16 protein-coding genes are annotated in these 16,858 nt (G+C 73.6%); 5 read left to right on the top strand and 11 right to left on the bottom strand.

Going from position 1 to position 16,858, the window contains the following annotated elements:
- Positions 1-2 precede the first annotated feature (2 nt).
- The gene (locus tag TCUR_RS16505) at positions 3-662 is read right to left on the bottom strand and encodes a TetR/AcrR family transcriptional regulator (RefSeq protein WP_052305531.1); all 660 of its coding nucleotides are present in this window, start codon (positions 660-662) and stop codon (positions 3-5) included.
- Positions 663-887: 225 nt separating this feature from the next.
- On the opposite strand from TCUR_RS16505, the gene TCUR_RS16500 reads away from it, so the two are divergent.
- Positions 888-2,225: a serine hydroxymethyltransferase gene (locus TCUR_RS16500; protein WP_012853673.1), complete on the top strand. Its 1,338-nt coding sequence runs from the start codon at positions 888-890 to the stop codon at positions 2,223-2,225.
- Between the two features lie 10 nt (positions 2,226-2,235).
- On the top strand, positions 2,236-2,853 hold the full coding sequence (locus TCUR_RS16495; RefSeq protein ID WP_012853672.1) for an HAD family hydrolase: 618 nt from the start codon (positions 2,236-2,238) through the stop codon (positions 2,851-2,853).
- A gap of 122 nt (positions 2,854-2,975) precedes the next feature.
- Here TCUR_RS16495 and TCUR_RS16490 read toward each other — a convergent pair whose 3' ends face one another.
- On the bottom strand, positions 2,976-4,046 hold the full coding sequence (locus tag TCUR_RS16490) for an Rv1352/Rv1906c domain-containing protein (RefSeq protein ID WP_012853671.1): 1,071 nt from the start codon (positions 4,044-4,046) through the stop codon (positions 2,976-2,978).
- A 185-nt stretch (positions 4,047-4,231) separates the two neighbouring features.
- Here TCUR_RS16490 and TCUR_RS16485 point away from each other — a divergent pair, with 185 nt between their 5' ends.
- On the top strand, positions 4,232-4,954 hold the full coding sequence (locus TCUR_RS16485) for an aminoacyl-tRNA hydrolase (protein WP_245536881.1): 723 nt from the start codon (positions 4,232-4,234) through the stop codon (positions 4,952-4,954).
- A 10-nt stretch (positions 4,955-4,964) separates the two neighbouring features.
- On the opposite strand, the gene pcaDC is transcribed toward TCUR_RS16485, so the two are convergent.
- The 4 genes from pcaDC to TCUR_RS16465 form a co-directional block, all read right to left on the bottom strand.
- Positions 4,965-6,140: a bifunctional 3-oxoadipate enol-lactonase/4-carboxymuconolactone decarboxylase PcaDC gene (gene pcaDC, locus TCUR_RS16480; protein WP_012853669.1), complete on the bottom strand. Its 1,176-nt coding sequence runs from the start codon at positions 6,138-6,140 to the stop codon at positions 4,965-4,967.
- Complete coding sequence (pcaG, locus tag TCUR_RS27560) at positions 6,127-6,687, bottom strand: protocatechuate 3,4-dioxygenase subunit alpha (RefSeq protein WP_012853668.1); 561 nt, start codon at positions 6,685-6,687, stop codon at positions 6,127-6,129. The genes pcaDC and pcaG overlap by 14 nt, the downstream gene beginning before the upstream one ends.
- A complete protein-coding gene (pcaH, locus tag TCUR_RS16470) occupies positions 6,687-7,454 on the bottom strand; it encodes a protocatechuate 3,4-dioxygenase subunit beta (RefSeq protein ID WP_012853667.1) in 768 nt (255 codons plus the stop codon). Before pcaH ends, pcaG begins: the two co-directional genes overlap by 1 nt.
- Positions 7,455-7,867: 413 nt before the next feature.
- Positions 7,868-9,583 carry a hypothetical protein gene (locus TCUR_RS16465; RefSeq protein ID WP_012853666.1) on the bottom strand — a complete coding sequence of 572 codons (1,716 nt, stop codon included), beginning with the start codon at positions 9,581-9,583 and terminating at the stop codon, positions 7,868-7,870.
- 259 nt (positions 9,584-9,842) lie between these two features.
- Here TCUR_RS16465 and TCUR_RS16460 point away from each other — a divergent pair, with 259 nt between their 5' ends.
- Positions 9,843-10,139, top strand: coding sequence for a hypothetical protein (locus TCUR_RS16460; RefSeq protein WP_012853665.1), 297 nt, complete (start codon positions 9,843-9,845; stop codon positions 10,137-10,139).
- A 30-nt stretch (positions 10,140-10,169) separates the two neighbouring features.
- Here TCUR_RS16460 and TCUR_RS16455 read toward each other — a convergent pair whose 3' ends face one another.
- The 5 genes from TCUR_RS16455 to TCUR_RS16435 form a co-directional block, all read right to left on the bottom strand.
- Entirely contained in the window at positions 10,170-11,351 is a 1,182-nt protein-coding gene (locus TCUR_RS16455) for an acyl-CoA dehydrogenase family protein (RefSeq protein WP_012853664.1), read from the bottom strand.
- Between the two features lie 327 nt (positions 11,352-11,678).
- The gene (locus TCUR_RS16450; RefSeq protein ID WP_012853662.1) at positions 11,679-12,260 is read right to left on the bottom strand and encodes a GTP-binding protein; all 582 of its coding nucleotides are present in this window, start codon (positions 12,258-12,260) and stop codon (positions 11,679-11,681) included.
- Positions 12,241-12,624, bottom strand: coding sequence for a DUF742 domain-containing protein (locus TCUR_RS16445; protein ID WP_012853661.1), 384 nt, complete (start codon positions 12,622-12,624; stop codon positions 12,241-12,243). Before TCUR_RS16445 ends, TCUR_RS16450 begins: the two co-directional genes overlap by 20 nt.
- A gap of 6 nt (positions 12,625-12,630) precedes the next feature.
- On the bottom strand, positions 12,631-13,032 hold the full coding sequence (locus TCUR_RS16440; protein WP_012853660.1) for a roadblock/LC7 domain-containing protein: 402 nt from the start codon (positions 13,030-13,032) through the stop codon (positions 12,631-12,633).
- Entirely contained in the window at positions 13,029-15,452 is a 2,424-nt protein-coding gene (locus TCUR_RS16435) for a sensor histidine kinase (protein WP_012853659.1), read from the bottom strand. The genes TCUR_RS16440 and TCUR_RS16435 overlap by 4 nt, the downstream gene beginning before the upstream one ends.
- Before the next feature lie 590 nt (positions 15,453-16,042).
- On the opposite strand from TCUR_RS16435, the gene TCUR_RS16430 reads away from it, so the two are divergent.
- Positions 16,043-16,747, top strand: a complete 705-nt coding sequence (locus TCUR_RS16430; RefSeq protein WP_041442074.1) for an HAD family hydrolase — start codon at positions 16,043-16,045, stop codon at positions 16,745-16,747.
- Positions 16,748-16,858 lie beyond the last annotated feature (111 nt).

Raw genomic sequence — 16,858 nt, 5'->3', positions numbered from 1 at the left:
GGTCAGCGGACGACGATGCCGTCGAACATGACCTTCAGGTAGTGGTCGGCCAGCGCCGCGGTGTCCAGCGCGCCGCCCGGCCGGTACCAGCGCACCGCCACCCAGATGGTGTCGCGGATCATCCGGTAGGTCAGCCTGGCGTCGATGTCGGCGCGGAAGCAGCCCTCCTGCTGGCCCTTGCGCAGCGCGTCGACCCAGATGCGCTCGATCTCCTCCTCCGCCTTGATCAGGTAGGCGAAGCGGGGCATGCCCTTGAGGTAGTTCCAGTCGTTCTGCAGCACCGTGATCGCCGCGCGGTGCGGCTCGAAGGTGGCGAAGGCGATGCGCACCAGCTCGGCGACGGTCTCGCGCGGCCCCTGCCCCCGCTCGGCGGCGGCCCGGCAGGCGGCCGTGATCTCGGTGAAGAAGCCCGAGAGGATCTCGTCGACGATCGACTCCTTGGAGTCGAAGTGGTGGTAGAGGCTGCCGGACAGGATGCCGGCCTCGTCGGCGATGTTGCGGACCGTGGTGGCCTGGAACCCCTTCTCGGCGAACAGCTCGGCGGCCAGCTTCACCAGGTGCTCGCGCCGCCGCGAGGCCGCCGACGCGCCGCCCCGGCTGCGGCGTCCGCCGCCGCTCGTCCCCGGCTTGGGCGGTGCGGAATCGGTGCTCGTCGTCTTCACCTTCTTCAGTATGCCGCTCCCGGCCGTCCGGCAGGCGGCCGAAGACGCCCCGGCGAAGATCCTCGGAGACGCTCGCCGGGCGTCACAAGGCCAGGCTATGGCACGAGCGAGCGCTTGGCCGGGGACTTCGGCCGCGGCGGGCGGGCCACCGGACGAGGAGAAGTGTGATCTTTCCGCTGGTTCCCCATAGCGCGAACTACCTGCCATTACATACGGTTTGTCGCTATGGATCAGCATGAGGGGACGTTCCCCGAGATCGCGCCCTGGGCCTCACCGGTGGCGCGGGCCAGGATGGCGGAAGTGGCGGCCGGGCTCGGCGGGCTGTGGGACCGCCCGTCCGCCGCCGAGGTGCTCGCCACCGTGCGGCACCTGCTGCGCGAGCACACCCGGCAGTTCGACGAAGAAGGCATCGTGCTGTACGCGGGCACGAACGTGATGAGCCCGGCCGCCCGCCAGGTGGCCGAGACCACGCTGGGCGGACGGCCCAGCATGGGCTGGCCGGGGGAGAAGTACCAGGCCGGATTGGACTGGCTGGACCCGCTGGAGGTACTGGTCCCCGCGCTGATCTCCCGCCTGGTGGGCGCCCGCTTCGCCGAGGTGCGCAGCCACAGCGCCACCATGGCCAACCTGGCCGTCTACACCGCGCTCACCGAGCCGGGCGACACCATCGCGGTGCTGCCCGAGCGGGCCGGCGGCCACACCAGCCACCACACCGTCGGGGTCCCGGGCGTGCGCGGGCTGCGCGTGGTGGACCTGCCCTACGACACCGACGCCTACGACGTGGACCTGGCGGCACTGCCGGGCTTTCTGGAGCGCGAGCGGCCCCGCCTGGTGGTGATCGGGGCGAGCCTGCTGCTGTTCCCGCACCGCATCGCGCAGATCAAGGAGGCCGTCGCCCAGGCCGGCGCGGTGCTGATGTACGACGCCTCCCACGTGGCCGGGCTGGTGGCCGCCGGGCGCTTCCAGCGTCCCCTCGCCGAGGGCGCCGACCTGCTGACCTTCTCCACCTACAAGTCCTTCGGCGGCCCGCCCGGCGGGGTGATCGCCACCGACGACGAGGAACTGGCCGAGAAGGTCTCCACCGCGGTCTTCCCCGCCCTGACCGCCAACTACGACGCCGGGCGGCTGGCCCCCCTCGCCGTCACCGCCGCCGAGATCGGCGAGGACGGCGGCGCCTACGCCGACCGCTGCATCGCCGCCGCCCGGGCCCTGGCCGCCGCGCTGAGCGAAGAGGGCTTCACCGTCGCCGGGGCCGACCGGGGCTTCACCGACTCCCACCACGTGGCGGTGGACGTCGCCGAGCTCGGCGGCGGCCGGGCGGTGATGGCGCGCCTGGCCGAGGCCGGCATCTACCTGAGCGCGATCGGCCTGCCCTGGCAGCGTCCCGGCGAGGCGGACCGGGGGTTGCGGATCGGCACCCAGGAGGTGGTCCGGCGCGGCCTGGGCGAGGAGGAGCTGCGGCAGGTCGCCGCGCTGATGGCCGACCTGCTGCTGCGCGGGGCCGACCCGGCGACGGTCCGCAAGGCCGTCGTCCGCATCAGGAAGGAGACCGGGTCCGCATAGGGTGGACGGCATGCCCGAGGCGATCGTGTTCGACCTGTACGGCGTGATCGCGACCCATCAGCCGCAGGAGGCCAAACGCGCCATCGAACGGCTGGCGGGGATCGAGCCCGGCGACGCCGCGGGGGCCGCCCGGTTCTGGGACGCCTACTGGGCCCTGCGCCCGGCCTACGACGCCGGGCAGCCCGCCGCCGAGTACTGGCGCGCCGTCGCCGGCCGGCTGGGGGTGTCCTTCGCGGATCCCGCGGCGCTGGCCCGCGCCGACCTGGAGAGCTGGACGGCGGTGGACGAGGAGATGGTCGCGCTGGTCACCGAGCTGGCCGAGCGCGGGCACCGGCTCGGTCTGCTGTCGAACATCGTCGCCGACCTGGTGCCGGTGATGGAGGAGCGGCACGGCCACTGGCTGCGCCGGTTCGCGGCGCTGACCTACTCCTGCCGGATCGGCGTGGCCAAGCCCGACCCCCGCGCCTATGAGATCTGCGCCCGGCGCCTGGGCGTGGCCCCCTCTGATGTGCTGTTCTTCGACGACAACGAGGTCAACGTACAGGCCGCCCGCGCGGTCGGCATGAGCGCCGAGGTGTTCACCTCACCCGGCCAGGTCCGCCGGGTCCTGGCCGCCTGCGGACGCTGAGACCGGGACGGACGGGAGCGCGTTTCCCAGCGCGCGGTCTTCAGGCCTCGGAAAGGGACGCCTCGGCGGTGCCCGGCTCCCGCTCCCGCCCATCGGCCTGCGAAACGGCGCCTTGAAAAAGTTCAGTGCCCAAGGCGGCGCGGCGGTTCCTCACCGGCCGCGGCGGCCTCGGCCAGGCGGTCGCGTAGAACGCGCAGCAGCGCCTCGCCCTGGGCCGAAAGCCGCTCGATGTCCGGCAGCGCCAGCTCGTCGCGGACGGCGTCGGCCAGCGCCTCGTCGTACTCGTGGGACCGGGCGGCCAGCCGCTCCAGCTGCCGGTGCGCCCGCAGCGCCTCGTCGGCGGCGCGGACGCGCTCGGCATAGCGCTCCAGCGCCTCCACGCGCCGCGTCACCGCCTGCACCGAAAGCTCCAGCTTGCGGTGCAGCGGGCGCAGCGCGGCGGCCAGCTCGGGGACCGCGGCGGCCTCCAGCTCGCATTCCCGGCGGCGCAGCCGCGACTGCCGGGCCAGCGCCTGGGCGATCTCCCACTCCTGGCGCGGCAGCGTCACCGCGTTGTCCGCCGCATCCAGCAGGCCCTCCCGGTTGACCTGCGACTCCTGGACGGTCCGCAGCGCCTGCTGGGCCCGGGCCAGCAGCGCCTTGGCCTCCTCGTCGAAGTCCTCCGGCAGCAGGTAGCGGTCCCGGCGGTCCCTCAGCGCCCGGGCGCGCCGCAGGTCGTCACAGATCCGCGTGCCGGTGACGGCGGTGAGGACGGCCAGCGGCGTCAGCAGCAGCGGCCACAGCGAGCCGAGCGTCACCCCGCCCGCCAGGAACAGCGCGGCGGCCAGCGCCGGCGGCGCCCAGCTGGGCGAGCGGCGGCCGGCCACGATGCCGTCCAGCTCGGCGCGCAGCGTCGGGTCCGCCACCGGGCGGGGCTCGGGCGGGCGGCGGCCGGGTGCGGCGGCCGGCGCCACCAGCCGCCAGTGGCTGCGCACCCGGGTCTCGAACGCGAAATCGGTGGGTTCGATCTCGACCTCGGTGGGGCCCTCCGGCAGCGGCCAGGAGCCCACCGGGGCGTCGCCGTCGGGGCCGGTGAAACGCACCCACCAGCCGCCCTTGCCGTCGTCGCAGCGGTAACGGCCCGGCACGATGTCGATGCCGACGAAGAACGTGCCGGTACCCGGGATGGTGTTGCTCCCGGCACCAGTGGTCACCGGCGACCTCCGACCAGAGCTCCCGCGGCGTCGCCTGCAGGCGTCCCAGGGCCGCCGGCGGCCGCGTGTCCCTCTCTGTGCCCGCTCCAGGACCGGCATCCGGAGACGGTTCATAGTTGCTCTACCCACATCCCGGCCGGAAAAGCCCGGCGAATCCCCGGCGGCGCGGTGGAATACTCGGTCGGGTGGCCGCTTACACCGATCCAGCCGACGAGCCGCCCTGGGCGATGCAACTGGCGGTCCAGGTGGAGAAGTCCGCGCCGCCGACGCACCGGGCCGTCTGCGAGGCGGCCGCCATGGCGGTGGTGAGATTGCTCACCGACCCCCGCAGCACCGAGCCGGAGGGACCCTGGCACGAGCGGGTGCGGCGCTGGGAGTCGGGGCGGATCCGCAAGGTGGCGCGGCGGGGCCGGGGCATCCGCTGGCGGGAGGCCCAGGAGCTGCCCGGCGTCACCGTCGACCACGACGGGGCCCGGGTGCGGGCCTTCGTGCCCGGCCCGGTGGACCGGGTGCCGCCGCCGCTGGCCAAGATGCAGGTCGCCGGGCTGGAACTGGAGCGCGAAGAGCCCAAGCCGCCGCCGGAGCCGCCGTATGCGGCGCTGGCGCTCAACCCCGAGGTGACCATGAGCACCGGCAAGTCGGCCGCCCAGTGCGGGCACGCGGCCCAGCTGCTGCTGCGCCGGGGCCGCGCGCAGGACGTGGCGGCCTGGGTGGCGGCCGGGGCGCCGGTTCACCTCACCGCCGGCCTGCCGTGGCGGGAGTGCGTGCGCCGGGCCGTGGTGTCCGTGCGCGACGCCGGCTTCACCGAGGTCCCCCCGGGCACCACCACCGCGGTCGCCTGGCTGGAGACCGGGCGGCCGCCGGAGCCGCACCGGCCGCTGTGGCGGCGCCTGTGGCCCTGGCGGTGAGACGCCGGCCTCAGATCCGGCCCTCTTCCCGCAGCACCCGGTCGGCGACGGCGAACGCGGAGTTGGCCGCCGGGACGCCGCAGTAGATCGCCGTCTGCAGCAGCACCTCCCCGATCTCCTGCGGGGTGAGCCCGTTGCGCAGCGCGGCCCGCACGTGCATGGCCAGCTCCTCGTGGTGGCCGCGGGCGGCCAGCGCGGTCAGCGTGATGCAGCTGCGGGTCCTGCGGTCCAGCCCGGGACGGGTCCAGATCTCCCCCCAGGCGTAGCGGGTGATGAGGTCCTGGAACGGGGCGGTGAACTCGTCGGCGCCGGCGAGGGCGGCGTCGACGTGCGCGTCCCCGAGCACGGCGCGGCGCACGGCCGTCCCCGCCGCATGGCGGGGACCGTCCGCCGAGCCGGCCCCCAGATGGCCCAGCAGGGCCGTGGTGACCGCCTCCGGGCGCTGCACCCCGGCCAGGTGCGCGGCCCCGGCCACCTCGACCAAGGTCGCGCCGGGGATGCCGTCGGCCAGCTCCCGGGCGTGCGCGGGCGGGGTGGCCGGGTCGTCGCGCCCGGCGATCACCAAGGTGGGGGCGGTGATGCGTCCCAGCCGGTCGCGCAGGTCGTAGCCGGCCAGCACCTCACAGCAGGCGGCATAGCCCTCCGGATCGGCGGCGCGCAGGTCGCCTGTCAGCTCCTCCGCCAGCGCCGCGGCCACCGGGTCGGCGGCGAACCCGGGAGCGAACCAGCGGGCGGCCGCGGCGTCGGCCAGCGGACCGGTGCCCTCGGCCCGGACCGCGGCGGCCCGCCGGCGCCAGGCGTCCGGATCGCCGAACCTGGCCGAAGAGCACACCAGGGCCAGCGAGCCGACCCGGTCGGGGTGGTGCACCGCCAGCCAGGCGCCCACGGCCCCGCCCAGGGAGATCCCCGCATAGGCGAAACGGCCGATGCCGAGGGAGTCCGCCAGGTCGAGCACCAGACGTCCCAGCTCGGCGATGGACGATCCGGCCGGCAGCAGCGCGGCGGGCGAGCCGCCGTGCCCGGGCAGGTCCCAGCGGACCACCCGGTGGGTGCGGGCGAGCGCACCGACTTGCGGCTCCCACACCGCCAGCGACGTGCCCAAAGAAGGGCCCAGCAGGAGCGGCTCTCCCCACGCCGGCCCCTCGATGCGGTGGTGCAGCACGCCGGGCACGCTAGCGGAAGTCAAGGAAGACCGTCTCCTCGTGCGTCCCGTCGCCCTGCAGCCGGATGTCGAAGCGGTAGACCCCCTCCCGTTCCGGCACGGCCAGCAGCGTGGCGCGGCGCTTCGGCTCCAGTGACGCCAGCAGCGGATCGTCCCCGGGATCCGACAGGTACACCCGCGTGTACAGGTGGTGGAGCAGCCCGCGGGCGAACACGCACACGCTGATGTAGGGGAGGCCGCCGGGCGGCAGCGTCCGCAGCGCATAGTGCCCGTCGGCGTCGACGGCCACCCGGCCGAACCCGGTGAAGGCGACGCCGTCGCGGCCGAGCACCGCCCCGGTGGCCTGGTCGCGGCGCAGCGAGCCGGGCGCCCCCGTCCGCGAGCCGTCCGGGGCGGCCTGCCAGAACTCCAGCAGGGCGTCGGGAACCGGGTCCCCGGCCCCGTCGTGGACGTACCCGTGCACGATGAGGGACGCCGGGTCGCCCGGCGGGGCGAGCTCCGCGCCCCCGGGGAAGGGGAGCGCGAAACCGTAGAACGGGCCGATGGTCTGCGACGGCGTGGGCGGGAGCATCAGCGTCCCTTCTCCATCCAGGTGGCGCACGGGCCGTCCAGCACGATGTCCCACCGGTAGCCCAGGGAGTACTCCGGCACCGACAGGTCGTGGACGTACTCGGCCACCAGCCGCCGCCGGGCCGCCTCGTCGGTCACCGACTGCAGGATCGGGTCGTAGGGGAACAGCGGGTCGCCCGGGAAGTACATCTGGGTGACCAGCCGCTGGGTGAAGGCGGTGCCGAACAGCGAAAAATGGATGTGCGCCGGCCGCCAGGCGTTGGTGTGGTTGCCCCACGGATAAGGGCCGGGCTTGATGGTGGTGAAGTGGTAGCGGCCCTCGTCGTCGGTCAGGCAGCGGCCGACCCCGGTGAAGTTGGGGTCCAGCGGGGCCGGGTGCTGTTCGCGCCGGTGGGCGTACCGGCCGGCGGCGTTGGCCTGCCAGATCTCCACCAGCTGGCCGCGCACCGGGCGGCCGTCGCGGTCCAGCACCCGCCCGGTGACGGTGATCCGCTCGCCCAGCGGCTCGCCGACGTGCTGGCGGGTCAGGTCGCTGTCCAGCTCGGTCACGTCGGTGGTCCCGAACACCGGCCCGGTCAGCTCCATCGCCTCCGGATCGCGCACCGCCACCAGCGGCCGCTTGGGGTGCCGCAGCACGGAGCTGCGGTAGGGCGGGTAGTCACGGTCGGGGTGGTCGCGGCGTGGCGCGCCGCCGGCCACGGCCTTGGCGTAGGCGTCGCGGAGCTCGCAGATCTCGGCGTTGATCGTCTCCTGGGTGGGAGGTGACACGGAGCGGGCTCCCTTCCGGCGGCCGGGCGTGCGGCCCCGCCGACGAACGCCCGCATCCGGCGGGGGGCATCGGATGCGGGCGGCGGGTCGCGGCCGCGGGTCCGCCAGGGCGGACCGTGGGTCGTCGGGTGGCCCGAGTCTGGTATGCGGCGCCGCGGGCCGTCAACGCGGTCTTCTGCTGAGCGGAAACCCCCGCCTCAGGCGGGCGGGGCGGGGGAGGAGCGCGCCGTCCGATGCCGGAGACGGGGCGGGACGGCTCGCGGGGACGGGCCGGCCGGGATGAACCCGATCGCCGCGTCGGCTCCTCATAGCGCTCCCGCGGCTCCCACGCCGGCTGCCGGCCCCGCAACGCCGCGGGCGAGATCCTGCGGCCTTGTGCTGCGCGAGAGCTACGGCGCGGGCCGACGCGGGGCCTACGGCCGTCCGGGCGGCGCCGTCCCCTGCGGCTGCGAGGCCGGGGCGGGCCGCTGCCCGGCCTCCGGCGGCTGCTGCAAAGCGGGCGGCCGGGGGGCGGGCTGCTGCCGCTGCCAGCGATTCAAGGCGGCCAGCGCGATCTCCTGAGTGCGGCTCAAGCCGGAGCCTTGGCCCTGTCCCGGCTCCGGCGGCCCCTCGCTGCGGGCCGCCACCCGGGCCTTGACGCCCAGCGCGTACGACAGGAACAGCAAGGCGGCGAACACCACCGCATAAAGGCCGTGCTCGGCGAGGTCGGCGAGTCTGCCCTTGACCACGTCCAGCACGCAGAACGCGGCGAACCCCGCGGCCCAGCCCGACAACGCCATCAGGAGCCACACGTCCCGGCGGCGCGCCAGCCCGACCACGGTCAGCAGGACCAGCAGGACCTGCACCGCCTTGACCGCGATCAGCGCCGGGGAGGCGAGGCTCTCGCCCAGATAGAACGTCATCTCCTTGAGGTGGGCGGGCCAGCCCAGCAGGGACATCAGCAGAGCGCTGCCCCCGAAGGCCGTCAGGAAGATCCCGATCGGGTAGTGGAAGCGGTGGAAGGCCCCGCGCCGCGCCTGCTCGTCGGGCAGCTCCGGAAGCGGCTGCTGCGGCGGGGCCCACTGCTGCTGGGAAATGGACGACGCCGGCAGGGCGGCCGGCTGGTCGACGACCGTTTGCCCGGGATCCGGCCGCTGTGGCGGGACGGGGGGCGCCTGAGGGGCGGTTCGCTGATCGGCTCCCGGCTCCCTTGCGGCGGCCGGTCGCCGCGGGAGGGGCAGCCCCTGAGGGACGGTCAGCCCATCGGCTCCCGGCTGGGCGGAATCCGTCTGCCGCTGAGGTGCGGGCAGAGGCTGCGGCGTGGTCTGCTTGTCCGCTTCCGACTGCCCGGTGGTGGGCTGGGGCTCCGGAGAAGACTGTGGCGCGGATGGTCCTGGCTGTCCGGTGTCCGTCTGCGCGCGGTCTGGTTGCTTCTGGGGTGCGGGCAGCGTCTGTGGTGCGGTCTGCTTGTCGGCCTCCGACTGCCCGGTGGTGGGCTGGGGCTCCGAAGGAGATTGTGGCGCGGATGGTCCTGGCTGTCCGGTGTCCGTCTGCGCGCGGTCTGGTTGCTTCTGGGGTGCGGGCAGCGTCTGTGGTGCGGTCTGCTTGTCGGCCTCCGGTCGCTCGGCCTCAGGCAGGGGGTGCGGCTGTTGCTCTGCGGCAGTGGACGCTTGCGCAGCGTCCTGCTGCTCGGCCGCCTGCGCGAAGTCCTTCTGCTGCTGAGAAGCGGGCAGGGGTTGCGGCGCGGTCTGCCCGTCTTCTTCCACCTGCTCGGAGTCGGCCGGCTCTTCGGAGTCCTGCTGCCGGGAGGCGGGCGGCTCCGGTGGCTCGGGCTGCTCGTCCGGCTCCGGCTGCGGCGCGTCCTCCTGTGCAGACGGCCCGGCGGGCTCCTGCGCCGGCTCCTGGTAGTCGGCGTACCACATGGCGTATGCCGGCCGCTCCTGGGGCGCCGAGCGAGGGGCGTCCGGTTCCTGCGGAACGGCCTGCGGAGCCGTCGCCTTCGCGGAGCCGGGCGCGGACGGTTCCGGCCACTTAGCCGGGGACGGCGTCTCCTCGGCCGCCGCCTCCAGGCGGGTCTGTTCGGGCGAGCCGCCTCGGCCGTCCTCCGGCAGCGCCACCTCCTGGGTCTCGTCCGGTGCTCGGTCCGTCACTACCGCCGTCCTCCCTGAAGCCCCCGGTCACTAGGCGAAAGATATCCGGTTCGGGCGGGTCCGGGGGCCGATGCGGCTCGTCCGCAACCGGGACGCTCGGCGGACCTTGCACCGAATAATGGCCATTACGGGCCGCGGGAGCCCAATCTATATTTCTCTCGTTCGTTGGGTAAATTCAGCGATATTGCTTGCGGATCGGCTTGACGAGTGGCAATGCTCTCCTTATATCGGGCCGCGTGCGAACAGGGGGAGGTCCGAAGTGACACCTGATGGAAGCGGTACCGCCGCACCGGCCGACCTGCGGGTGGAATATCTGGAAAAGCTCGGCGACGAGCTGGTCCACCGGGGTTTTCGGGTGCGTTTGAACACGCCTTTGGAAAAACCCGCCAGTTTGCATGTGATGAATCCGCGGGCGACCGTGCTCACCGAGGACATCCTCGCCGAAGCCGACGCCGACGGCTGGTGGTTCCACTGGTCGTGGGCCGAGCGCATCGCCGCCGCCGACGATGTCGCCGCCGCGGCCGACCGGATCGCCCGGGTCCTGGCCGTCCGCTGACCGCCGGCGCCCGCCCCCGCGGGCCGGCCCTCACGGGCGCGGCTCGCGGGGCAGGCCCAGCGTGCGCTCGGCGATGATGTTGCGCTGGATCTCGCTGGATCCGGCGTAGATGGTGTCGGCCCGGCTGAACAGGAACAATCGCTGGGCGTCGGTCAGCTCATAGGAGCCCACCGGCGCCGGCTCGGTCAGCAGCCCGGCGGCGCCCTGCACGTCCACCGCCAGCTCCCCGAGCCGCCGGTGCCACTCCGACCAGTACAGCTTGGCGATCGACACCTCCGGGCCCGGCTCGCCGGCGGCCAGGGAGCGCATGGTGCGCAGCGCGTTGAAACGCATGATCTCCAGCTCGATCCAGGCCCGCGCCAGCCGGTCGCGCAGCACCGGGTCGCGATTGGCGCCGGTCTCCTTGGCGACCGCGATGATCGCCTCCAGCTCCCGGCGGAACAGCAGCTGCTGGCCCAGCGTCGAGGCGCCCCGCTCATAGCCCAGCGTCGCCATCGCCACCCGCCAGCCGTCGCCGGGGGCGCCCAGGATGTTCTCCTTGGCGGTGCGGGCGCCGTCGAAGAACACCTCGTTGAACTCGCTGGTGCCGGTCGCCTGGACGATCGGGCGCACCTCCACGCCCGGCTGCCGCATCGGCACCAGCAGATAGGACAGCCCCCTGTGGCGGGTGCTGCCCGGCTCGGTGCGGCACAGCACGAAACACCAGTCGGCCACGTGCGCCAGCGACGTCCACACCTTCTGCCCGTGGATCACCCACTCGTCGCCGACCAGCTCGGCCCGGGTCTGCACGTTGGCCAGGTCGGAGCCGGCGTTCGGCTCGGAGTAGCCCTGGCACCACAGCTCCTCGCCGTCGCGGATCGGCGGCAGGAACCGCCGTTTCTGCTCCTCGGTGCCGAAGTCGATGATGGTCGGGCCGATCAGCCCCTCGCCGATGTGCCCCACCCGGTGCGGCGCGCCCGCCCGCGCGTACTCCTCGAAGAAGACGACCTGCTGCTCCATCGTGGCGTTGCGCCCGCCGTACTCCACCGGCCAGCCCAGGCACGTCCAGCCGGCCTTGGCCAGGTGCCGCTCCCAGGCGTGCCGGATCTCATGGCCCTCGTGCTCGCGGCCGGGCCCGCCCAGCCCGCGCGCGGCGGCGAACTCGCCCGACAGGTTCTCCTCCAGCCAGGCGCGCACCTCGGCGCGGAACGCCTCCAGGTCCTGTTCAGCCATCGAACCTCCCGTAGGTGCCCCGGTAGAACACCAGCGGCTCTCCCTCCTGCTGCCTGTCCAGGTGGTGCACCCGGGCCGCGACGCTCGCATGGTCCCCGGCCGGGCCGCCGTCCGGCCGGCGAGACGGGCCGGCCCCGCCTCGCGCCAGGAGAAGAGGCCAGGGGAGCGTTCGTCCCGTCCGTCCCATTCATAGGTCCTAAGGCGCCCCGGCCGTTCACTGCAGTCCCACTCAGCGGGTGGGATCGGCCCGCGATCTGCAGGACGGGCCACACGCCGAGGACGGGAACGGCTCATGGCGGCAGGGCGCCGCCATGAGCCGAGGCCCGGTCAGCTTCCGGCGGGGACGGAGTGCCGCAGGGCGTGCTCCAGCAGGGCGATCAGGACCTCTTTGGCGGACTCGCGCCGGCGGGCGTCGCAGGTGATGACCGGCACGTGCGGGTCCACGTCCAGGGCGTCGCGGATCTCCTGCAGGCTGTAGACGTAGGCGCCCTCGAAGCAGTTGACGGCGACGATGAAGGGGATGCGGCGCTGCTCGAAGTAGTCGATGGCGGCGAAACTGGAGGTCAGCCGGCGGGTGTCGGCCAGCACCACCGCGCCCAGCGCGCCGCGGGCCAGCTCGTTCCACATGAACCAGAACCGGTCTTGGCCGGGCGTGCCGAACAGGTAGAGCACGACCCCGTCGCGCAGGGTGATCCGGCCGAAGTCCATCGCCACCGTCGTGGTGGTCTTGGCCTCCACCCCGCGGGTGTCGTCCACCCCGATGCTGGCGTCGGTCAGGTACTCCTCGGTGCGCAGCGGGCGGATCTCGCTGACGCTGCCGACCAGGGTGGTCTTGCCCACCCCGAACCCCCCGGCGATCAGGATCTTCAGGGCGAGCCTGGGGCCGTCCTCACAGGGCGCGGAGTTCATCGATCACTCTCCTCAGCAGCAGCGGGTCCGGCTGCGCAGATGAGGTGAGCGGCCGGGTCACCTCGATCAGACCGTGCTCCAACAGCTCCTCCAGCAGCACCATGACCACGCCCAGCGGCAGGTTCGCCTCCGAGGCCAGATCGGCGACGGTGACCGGCCGCCGGCACCGCACCAGCAGCCACTGCTGCTCGCGGTTCAGCCGCACCTGCGGCGGCACCGGCCGGCCCGAGGCGATGAGGATCGTCACGATGTCCAGCGGCTCGCCGCGCGGCCGGGCGCGCCCCCGGGCCACCGCATAGGGACGCACCAGCGGCCCGGCCTCCTCATCCAGCCAGCGCTCGCCCGTCGGATCTCCCCGGGACATGGCGGCTCACTCCGCTGTGCGGGGACTTGCGGCCAGTTGCTTGCGCACCCGCTTGACCAGCATGGTCATCTCATAGGCCACCAGCCCGGCGTTGGCGCCCGCCTCGCTGAGCAGCGCCAGGCAGCTGCCGCTGCCGGCGGGGACCACGAAGAACAGGCCCTCTTCCATCTCCACGATGGTCTGCTGGACCTCCCCGCAGCCCAGGTGCGGCTTGGCCCCCACCGCCAGGCTGTGGAAACCGGCCGCCAGCGCCGCCAGGTACTCGGCGTCCTCGCGGCTGACCTGGCTGGAGGCCCCCATCACCAGGCCGTCGCGGGAGAGCACCACCACCTTGCGCACCTGGCCGACCCGCTGCACCAGGTCGTCCAGGAGCCAGTTCAGATCGCCGGCCACTCCGGCTCCGCTCATGACTCACCTCCCTCGGCCGCCCTGTCGTCGGATCCGTCCTCGTCTTCGGCGCGGCCGCGCAGCCACCCGCCCTGCAGGGAGGCCAGCAGGTCCCGGCTCTGCTCGGCGGAGCGGTCCCGCGGCGGGTCCGCGCCCGGCGGCTCGGCGTCCACCGGGCCGACCGAGCGCAGCTCCGGCACCAGGTTGGCCTGGCGGATCCGGCGGGGCAGCGGCGCCGGCCGCTCCTGGCCGTTCTGCTGCCGCGGTCCGTCTGCGACGGGCGAGCCGTCCCCTTGGCGGGGCCGGTGCGGATGCTCCGCCGAACCGTTCGCCGAGGACGCGTCGCCCCGGTGGGGCTCGAACCACGACCAGGCGGGGGGCTCGATCCGCTCCGGCTCCGCCGGTGCGGCCTCCTGCGGCCGGCCCGGCCCCTCCAGGTCGCGCCGCTGCGGCTCGGAGGCCCGGAGGGAGGACGGCCCGTCGAGCGCGGCGGGCACCGTGTCGCCGGGCGGCAGCGCGGTGTCGGCGATCAAGTCGGGCGGCAGCAGCACCACCGCGCAGGTCCCGCCGTACACCGACTCCTGCAGCGCCACCTTGATGCCGTGGCGGGCGGCCAGGCGGGAGACCACGAACAGGCCCAACCGGTCGCTGTCGGCCAGGTCGAACTCCGGCGGCTCGGCCAGCCGCTGGTTCAGATCCGCCCGCTCGCGCGGGTCGATGCCGATGCCGCGGTCGATCACCTCGACCGCATAGCCGTTGGCCACCATCTCGCCGCGCACCAGCACCTCGGTGGGCGGCGGGGAGAACACCGTGGCGTTCTCGATCAGCTCGGCCAGCAGGTGGACCACGTCGGCGACCACCGCGCCGCTGAGGGAGGCCGGGGTGGAGGCGACCACCTCCACCCGGGTGTAGTCCTCCACCTCGGCGGCGGCCGAGCGCAGCACGTCCTCCAGCGGCACCGGGCGGCTCCAGCCGCGGCCCGGCGCGGCGCCGGACAAGATGATCAGGCCTTCGGCGTGCCGCCGCATCCGGGTGGTCAGGTGGTCGATGCGGAACAGCTCCTCCAGCAGGTCGGGGTCGATGACCTTGCGCTGCAGGGTCTCCAGCATCCGCAGCTGCCGGTGCAGCAGCGACTGGCTGCGCCAGGCCAGGTTGAGGAAGACCCGGCTGATGCCCTTGCGCAGGTGCGCCTCGCTGACGGCGGTCTCCACGGCGGTGCGCTGCACCTTGGTGAAGGCGGAGGCGACCTGGGCGACCTCGGCGGTGCGGCCGGCCCGCAGCGGCGGCGCCGCCTCCTCGATGTCGACCTCCTCACCGCGGCGCAGCCGTTCCACCACCTCCGGCAGGCGGTTGTCGGCCAGGTCGTCGGCGGCCCGCCGCAGCCCGCGCAGCTCGCGGACCAGGCCCCGGCCGACCAGCACCGACAGCACGACCGAGGCGATCACCGCGAGCAGACCGACGCCGCCGGCGGCCACCAGACGCAGCATGATCTGGTCGCCGACCTCCTCGGAGCGCCGCTCCAGGTCCGCCCCGGCCTTGGTGACCGCTTCGTTCAGCGTGGCCAGCACCGCCGGGACGGTCTGCGACCAGGCGTCGAGGGCGGGCGGCAGCCGGCCGGCGGGGGACTCCAGCAGCGCCTGCTCCATGGCCAGGAAGCGCTGGTAGTCCGGCTGCTTGGCGTACTCCTCGATGGTGGTGAGCAGCGAGCCGTCCAGGTGCGCGAGCCCCTGGTCGAACATCAGTTGCCGCTGGGCGGCCCATTCCATCAGGACGCCGCGCTCCTCGGCGGTCAGCCGCCCGCCGGTCGCCTGCAGCGCGGTGACCAGTGAGTCCTCCCGGGTCATGTACTCGCGGGCCCAGGAGATCTCCTGCAGTCCCTGACCCAGCTGGTAGATCTCCGCGTCATCGACCCGCTGGCTGCTGTACATCCGCAGCGCGGCCTCGATGAACTCGCCGTAGCCCGCGATGATGTCCACCGGCTTGATCTGGTGGCCGTCCACCTTGGCGCGCAGCGCCTCCAGCCCTTCCAGCCGGCGCAGCAGCTCGGTCAGCATCTCCCGGAGCCGCGGGCCCGCGGCCTCGTTGATGTCCTCTTGCGCGGCCCGGCGCAGCATGGCGATGGCGGCGTCGCTCCTGGCCCGCTGGGCCTGCAGCTCGGCCCCGCCGCGCAGGCCCTTGGTGCTCCGGTACACCGTGGACAGCGAGCGCTCGCCCTGCAGGTGCAGGGCCACGGCGATGCCCGGCACGCTGATGCGGTCGTAGGAGTCGGAGATGGCGTACCTGTTGAGGGCCGCGCCCAAGGTGACGCTGGCGGCGAACGCCCACAGCGCGATCAGCGAGATGAGCGGAATGACCAGCAGCGCGGCGATGCGCATCCGGATCGAGCGCCGGCGCCCCGGCCGTCGCAGCACCGATGGGCGCCCGCCCTCGGGGACAAGCATCCTGGCCGTCCTCCTCGATCGAGACGGGCGCCGACGAGATACGGATACGTGTGGCGGCAATTTGCCGTAAACGTTCTGTGTGTTCGCCAACGCCCGGTTTTTTGCTGTTTGCTCAGCCCCCGGGCGACATATGCTTCACCGCAGCCCCCGAAAGCGCAAGACCCACCGCTGGTCCATTTGCTGAACAGGAGTGGTACTGCACAACACGGGTGCAGACCGCCGGGGCCACATGTGGTCATGCGGGTTTCCGGCTCGTCCATAAGACCCGGCCGGGACGGTGCGCCCGGCTCGGATCGAGCGCCCGGCCCGCTGCGCCGATCGCAGGTTCCGCGCAAAACCGCGGGCGAGGACGGGAGGGCTCGCCCTTCTGGCGGTGAATGCCCAGGTCATCCCGGGAACCGGCCCGAGATTCGCCGGGCGATGGCCTCGCCCGTGCAATTGGCGGCCCGGCTTCCCCCGGCCGGGGGAAGCCCGATTCGTGCAGCCGGCGACCGGGGCGCCCGGCCCGCCGCCGGAATGGCGCGCCGGGTGGGACGAAGGTGGAGAAAAAGGCATATCCCCAGGTCTCCGGCGACAGTTACCATCCCAGCATGGCGGTGGACGCGGTGATCTTCGACTGGGGCGGCACCCTGACCCCCTGGCACGATGTCGAGCTCGGGGAGATGTGGCGGACGATCTGCGCCTCTCACCTGGCCCCCGACGAGGTCGAACGGATCGCCCGGGCCCTGCTGGAGGCCGAGGACGAGCTGTGGCGCCGCTCCCGCGAGGAGCACCGCAGCGCCACCTTGGACGAGCTGTTCGAACTGGCCGGGGTGCAGCCCACCGAGGAGCTGCTGGACACCAAGTTCCGGGCCTGGGAGCCGCACACCTTCACCGACCCCGACGCCGCCGACCTGCTGAGCGGGCTGCGCGAGCGCGGCATCAAGGTCGGCGTGCTGTCCAACACCCTGTGGTCGCGGGAGTGGCACGAGCGGATCTTCGCCCGCGACGGCGTCCTGGACCTGATCGACGGGGCCGTCTACAGCAGCGAGATTCCCTGGACCAAGCCCCATGCGCAGGCCTTCCGCCTCGCCATGGAGGCGGTCGGCGCCGAGGATCCGGCCCGCTGCGTGTTCGTCGGCGACCGGCCGTTCGAGGACGTGCACGGCGCCAAGTCGGCCGGGATGCGCGCGGTGCAGATCTGGCACAGCTCCGCCGACTCGCTGCCCGGCGGCGGTCCCCACCTGGCCCCGCCGGACGCCGTCATCCACCGCCTGAGCGACCTGTGGCCGCACGTGGACAAGTGGGCGGACTGAACCTTTTGCACCAGACGGCCTGAAACGCCGGGGCCCGGGTGCCGTCCGGTACCGCGGCCGTCCAGGTCATGGCATCGCCCCTGACCGCGACGTCCCCGTCTCCGCCTGCGG

Source organism: Thermomonospora curvata DSM 43183 (assembly GCF_000024385.1).
In the GTDB taxonomy this organism is placed as follows: Bacteria; Actinomycetota; Actinomycetes; order Streptosporangiales; family Streptosporangiaceae; genus Thermomonospora; species Thermomonospora curvata.
This window is presented reverse-complemented; position numbering and strand designations above follow the sequence as displayed.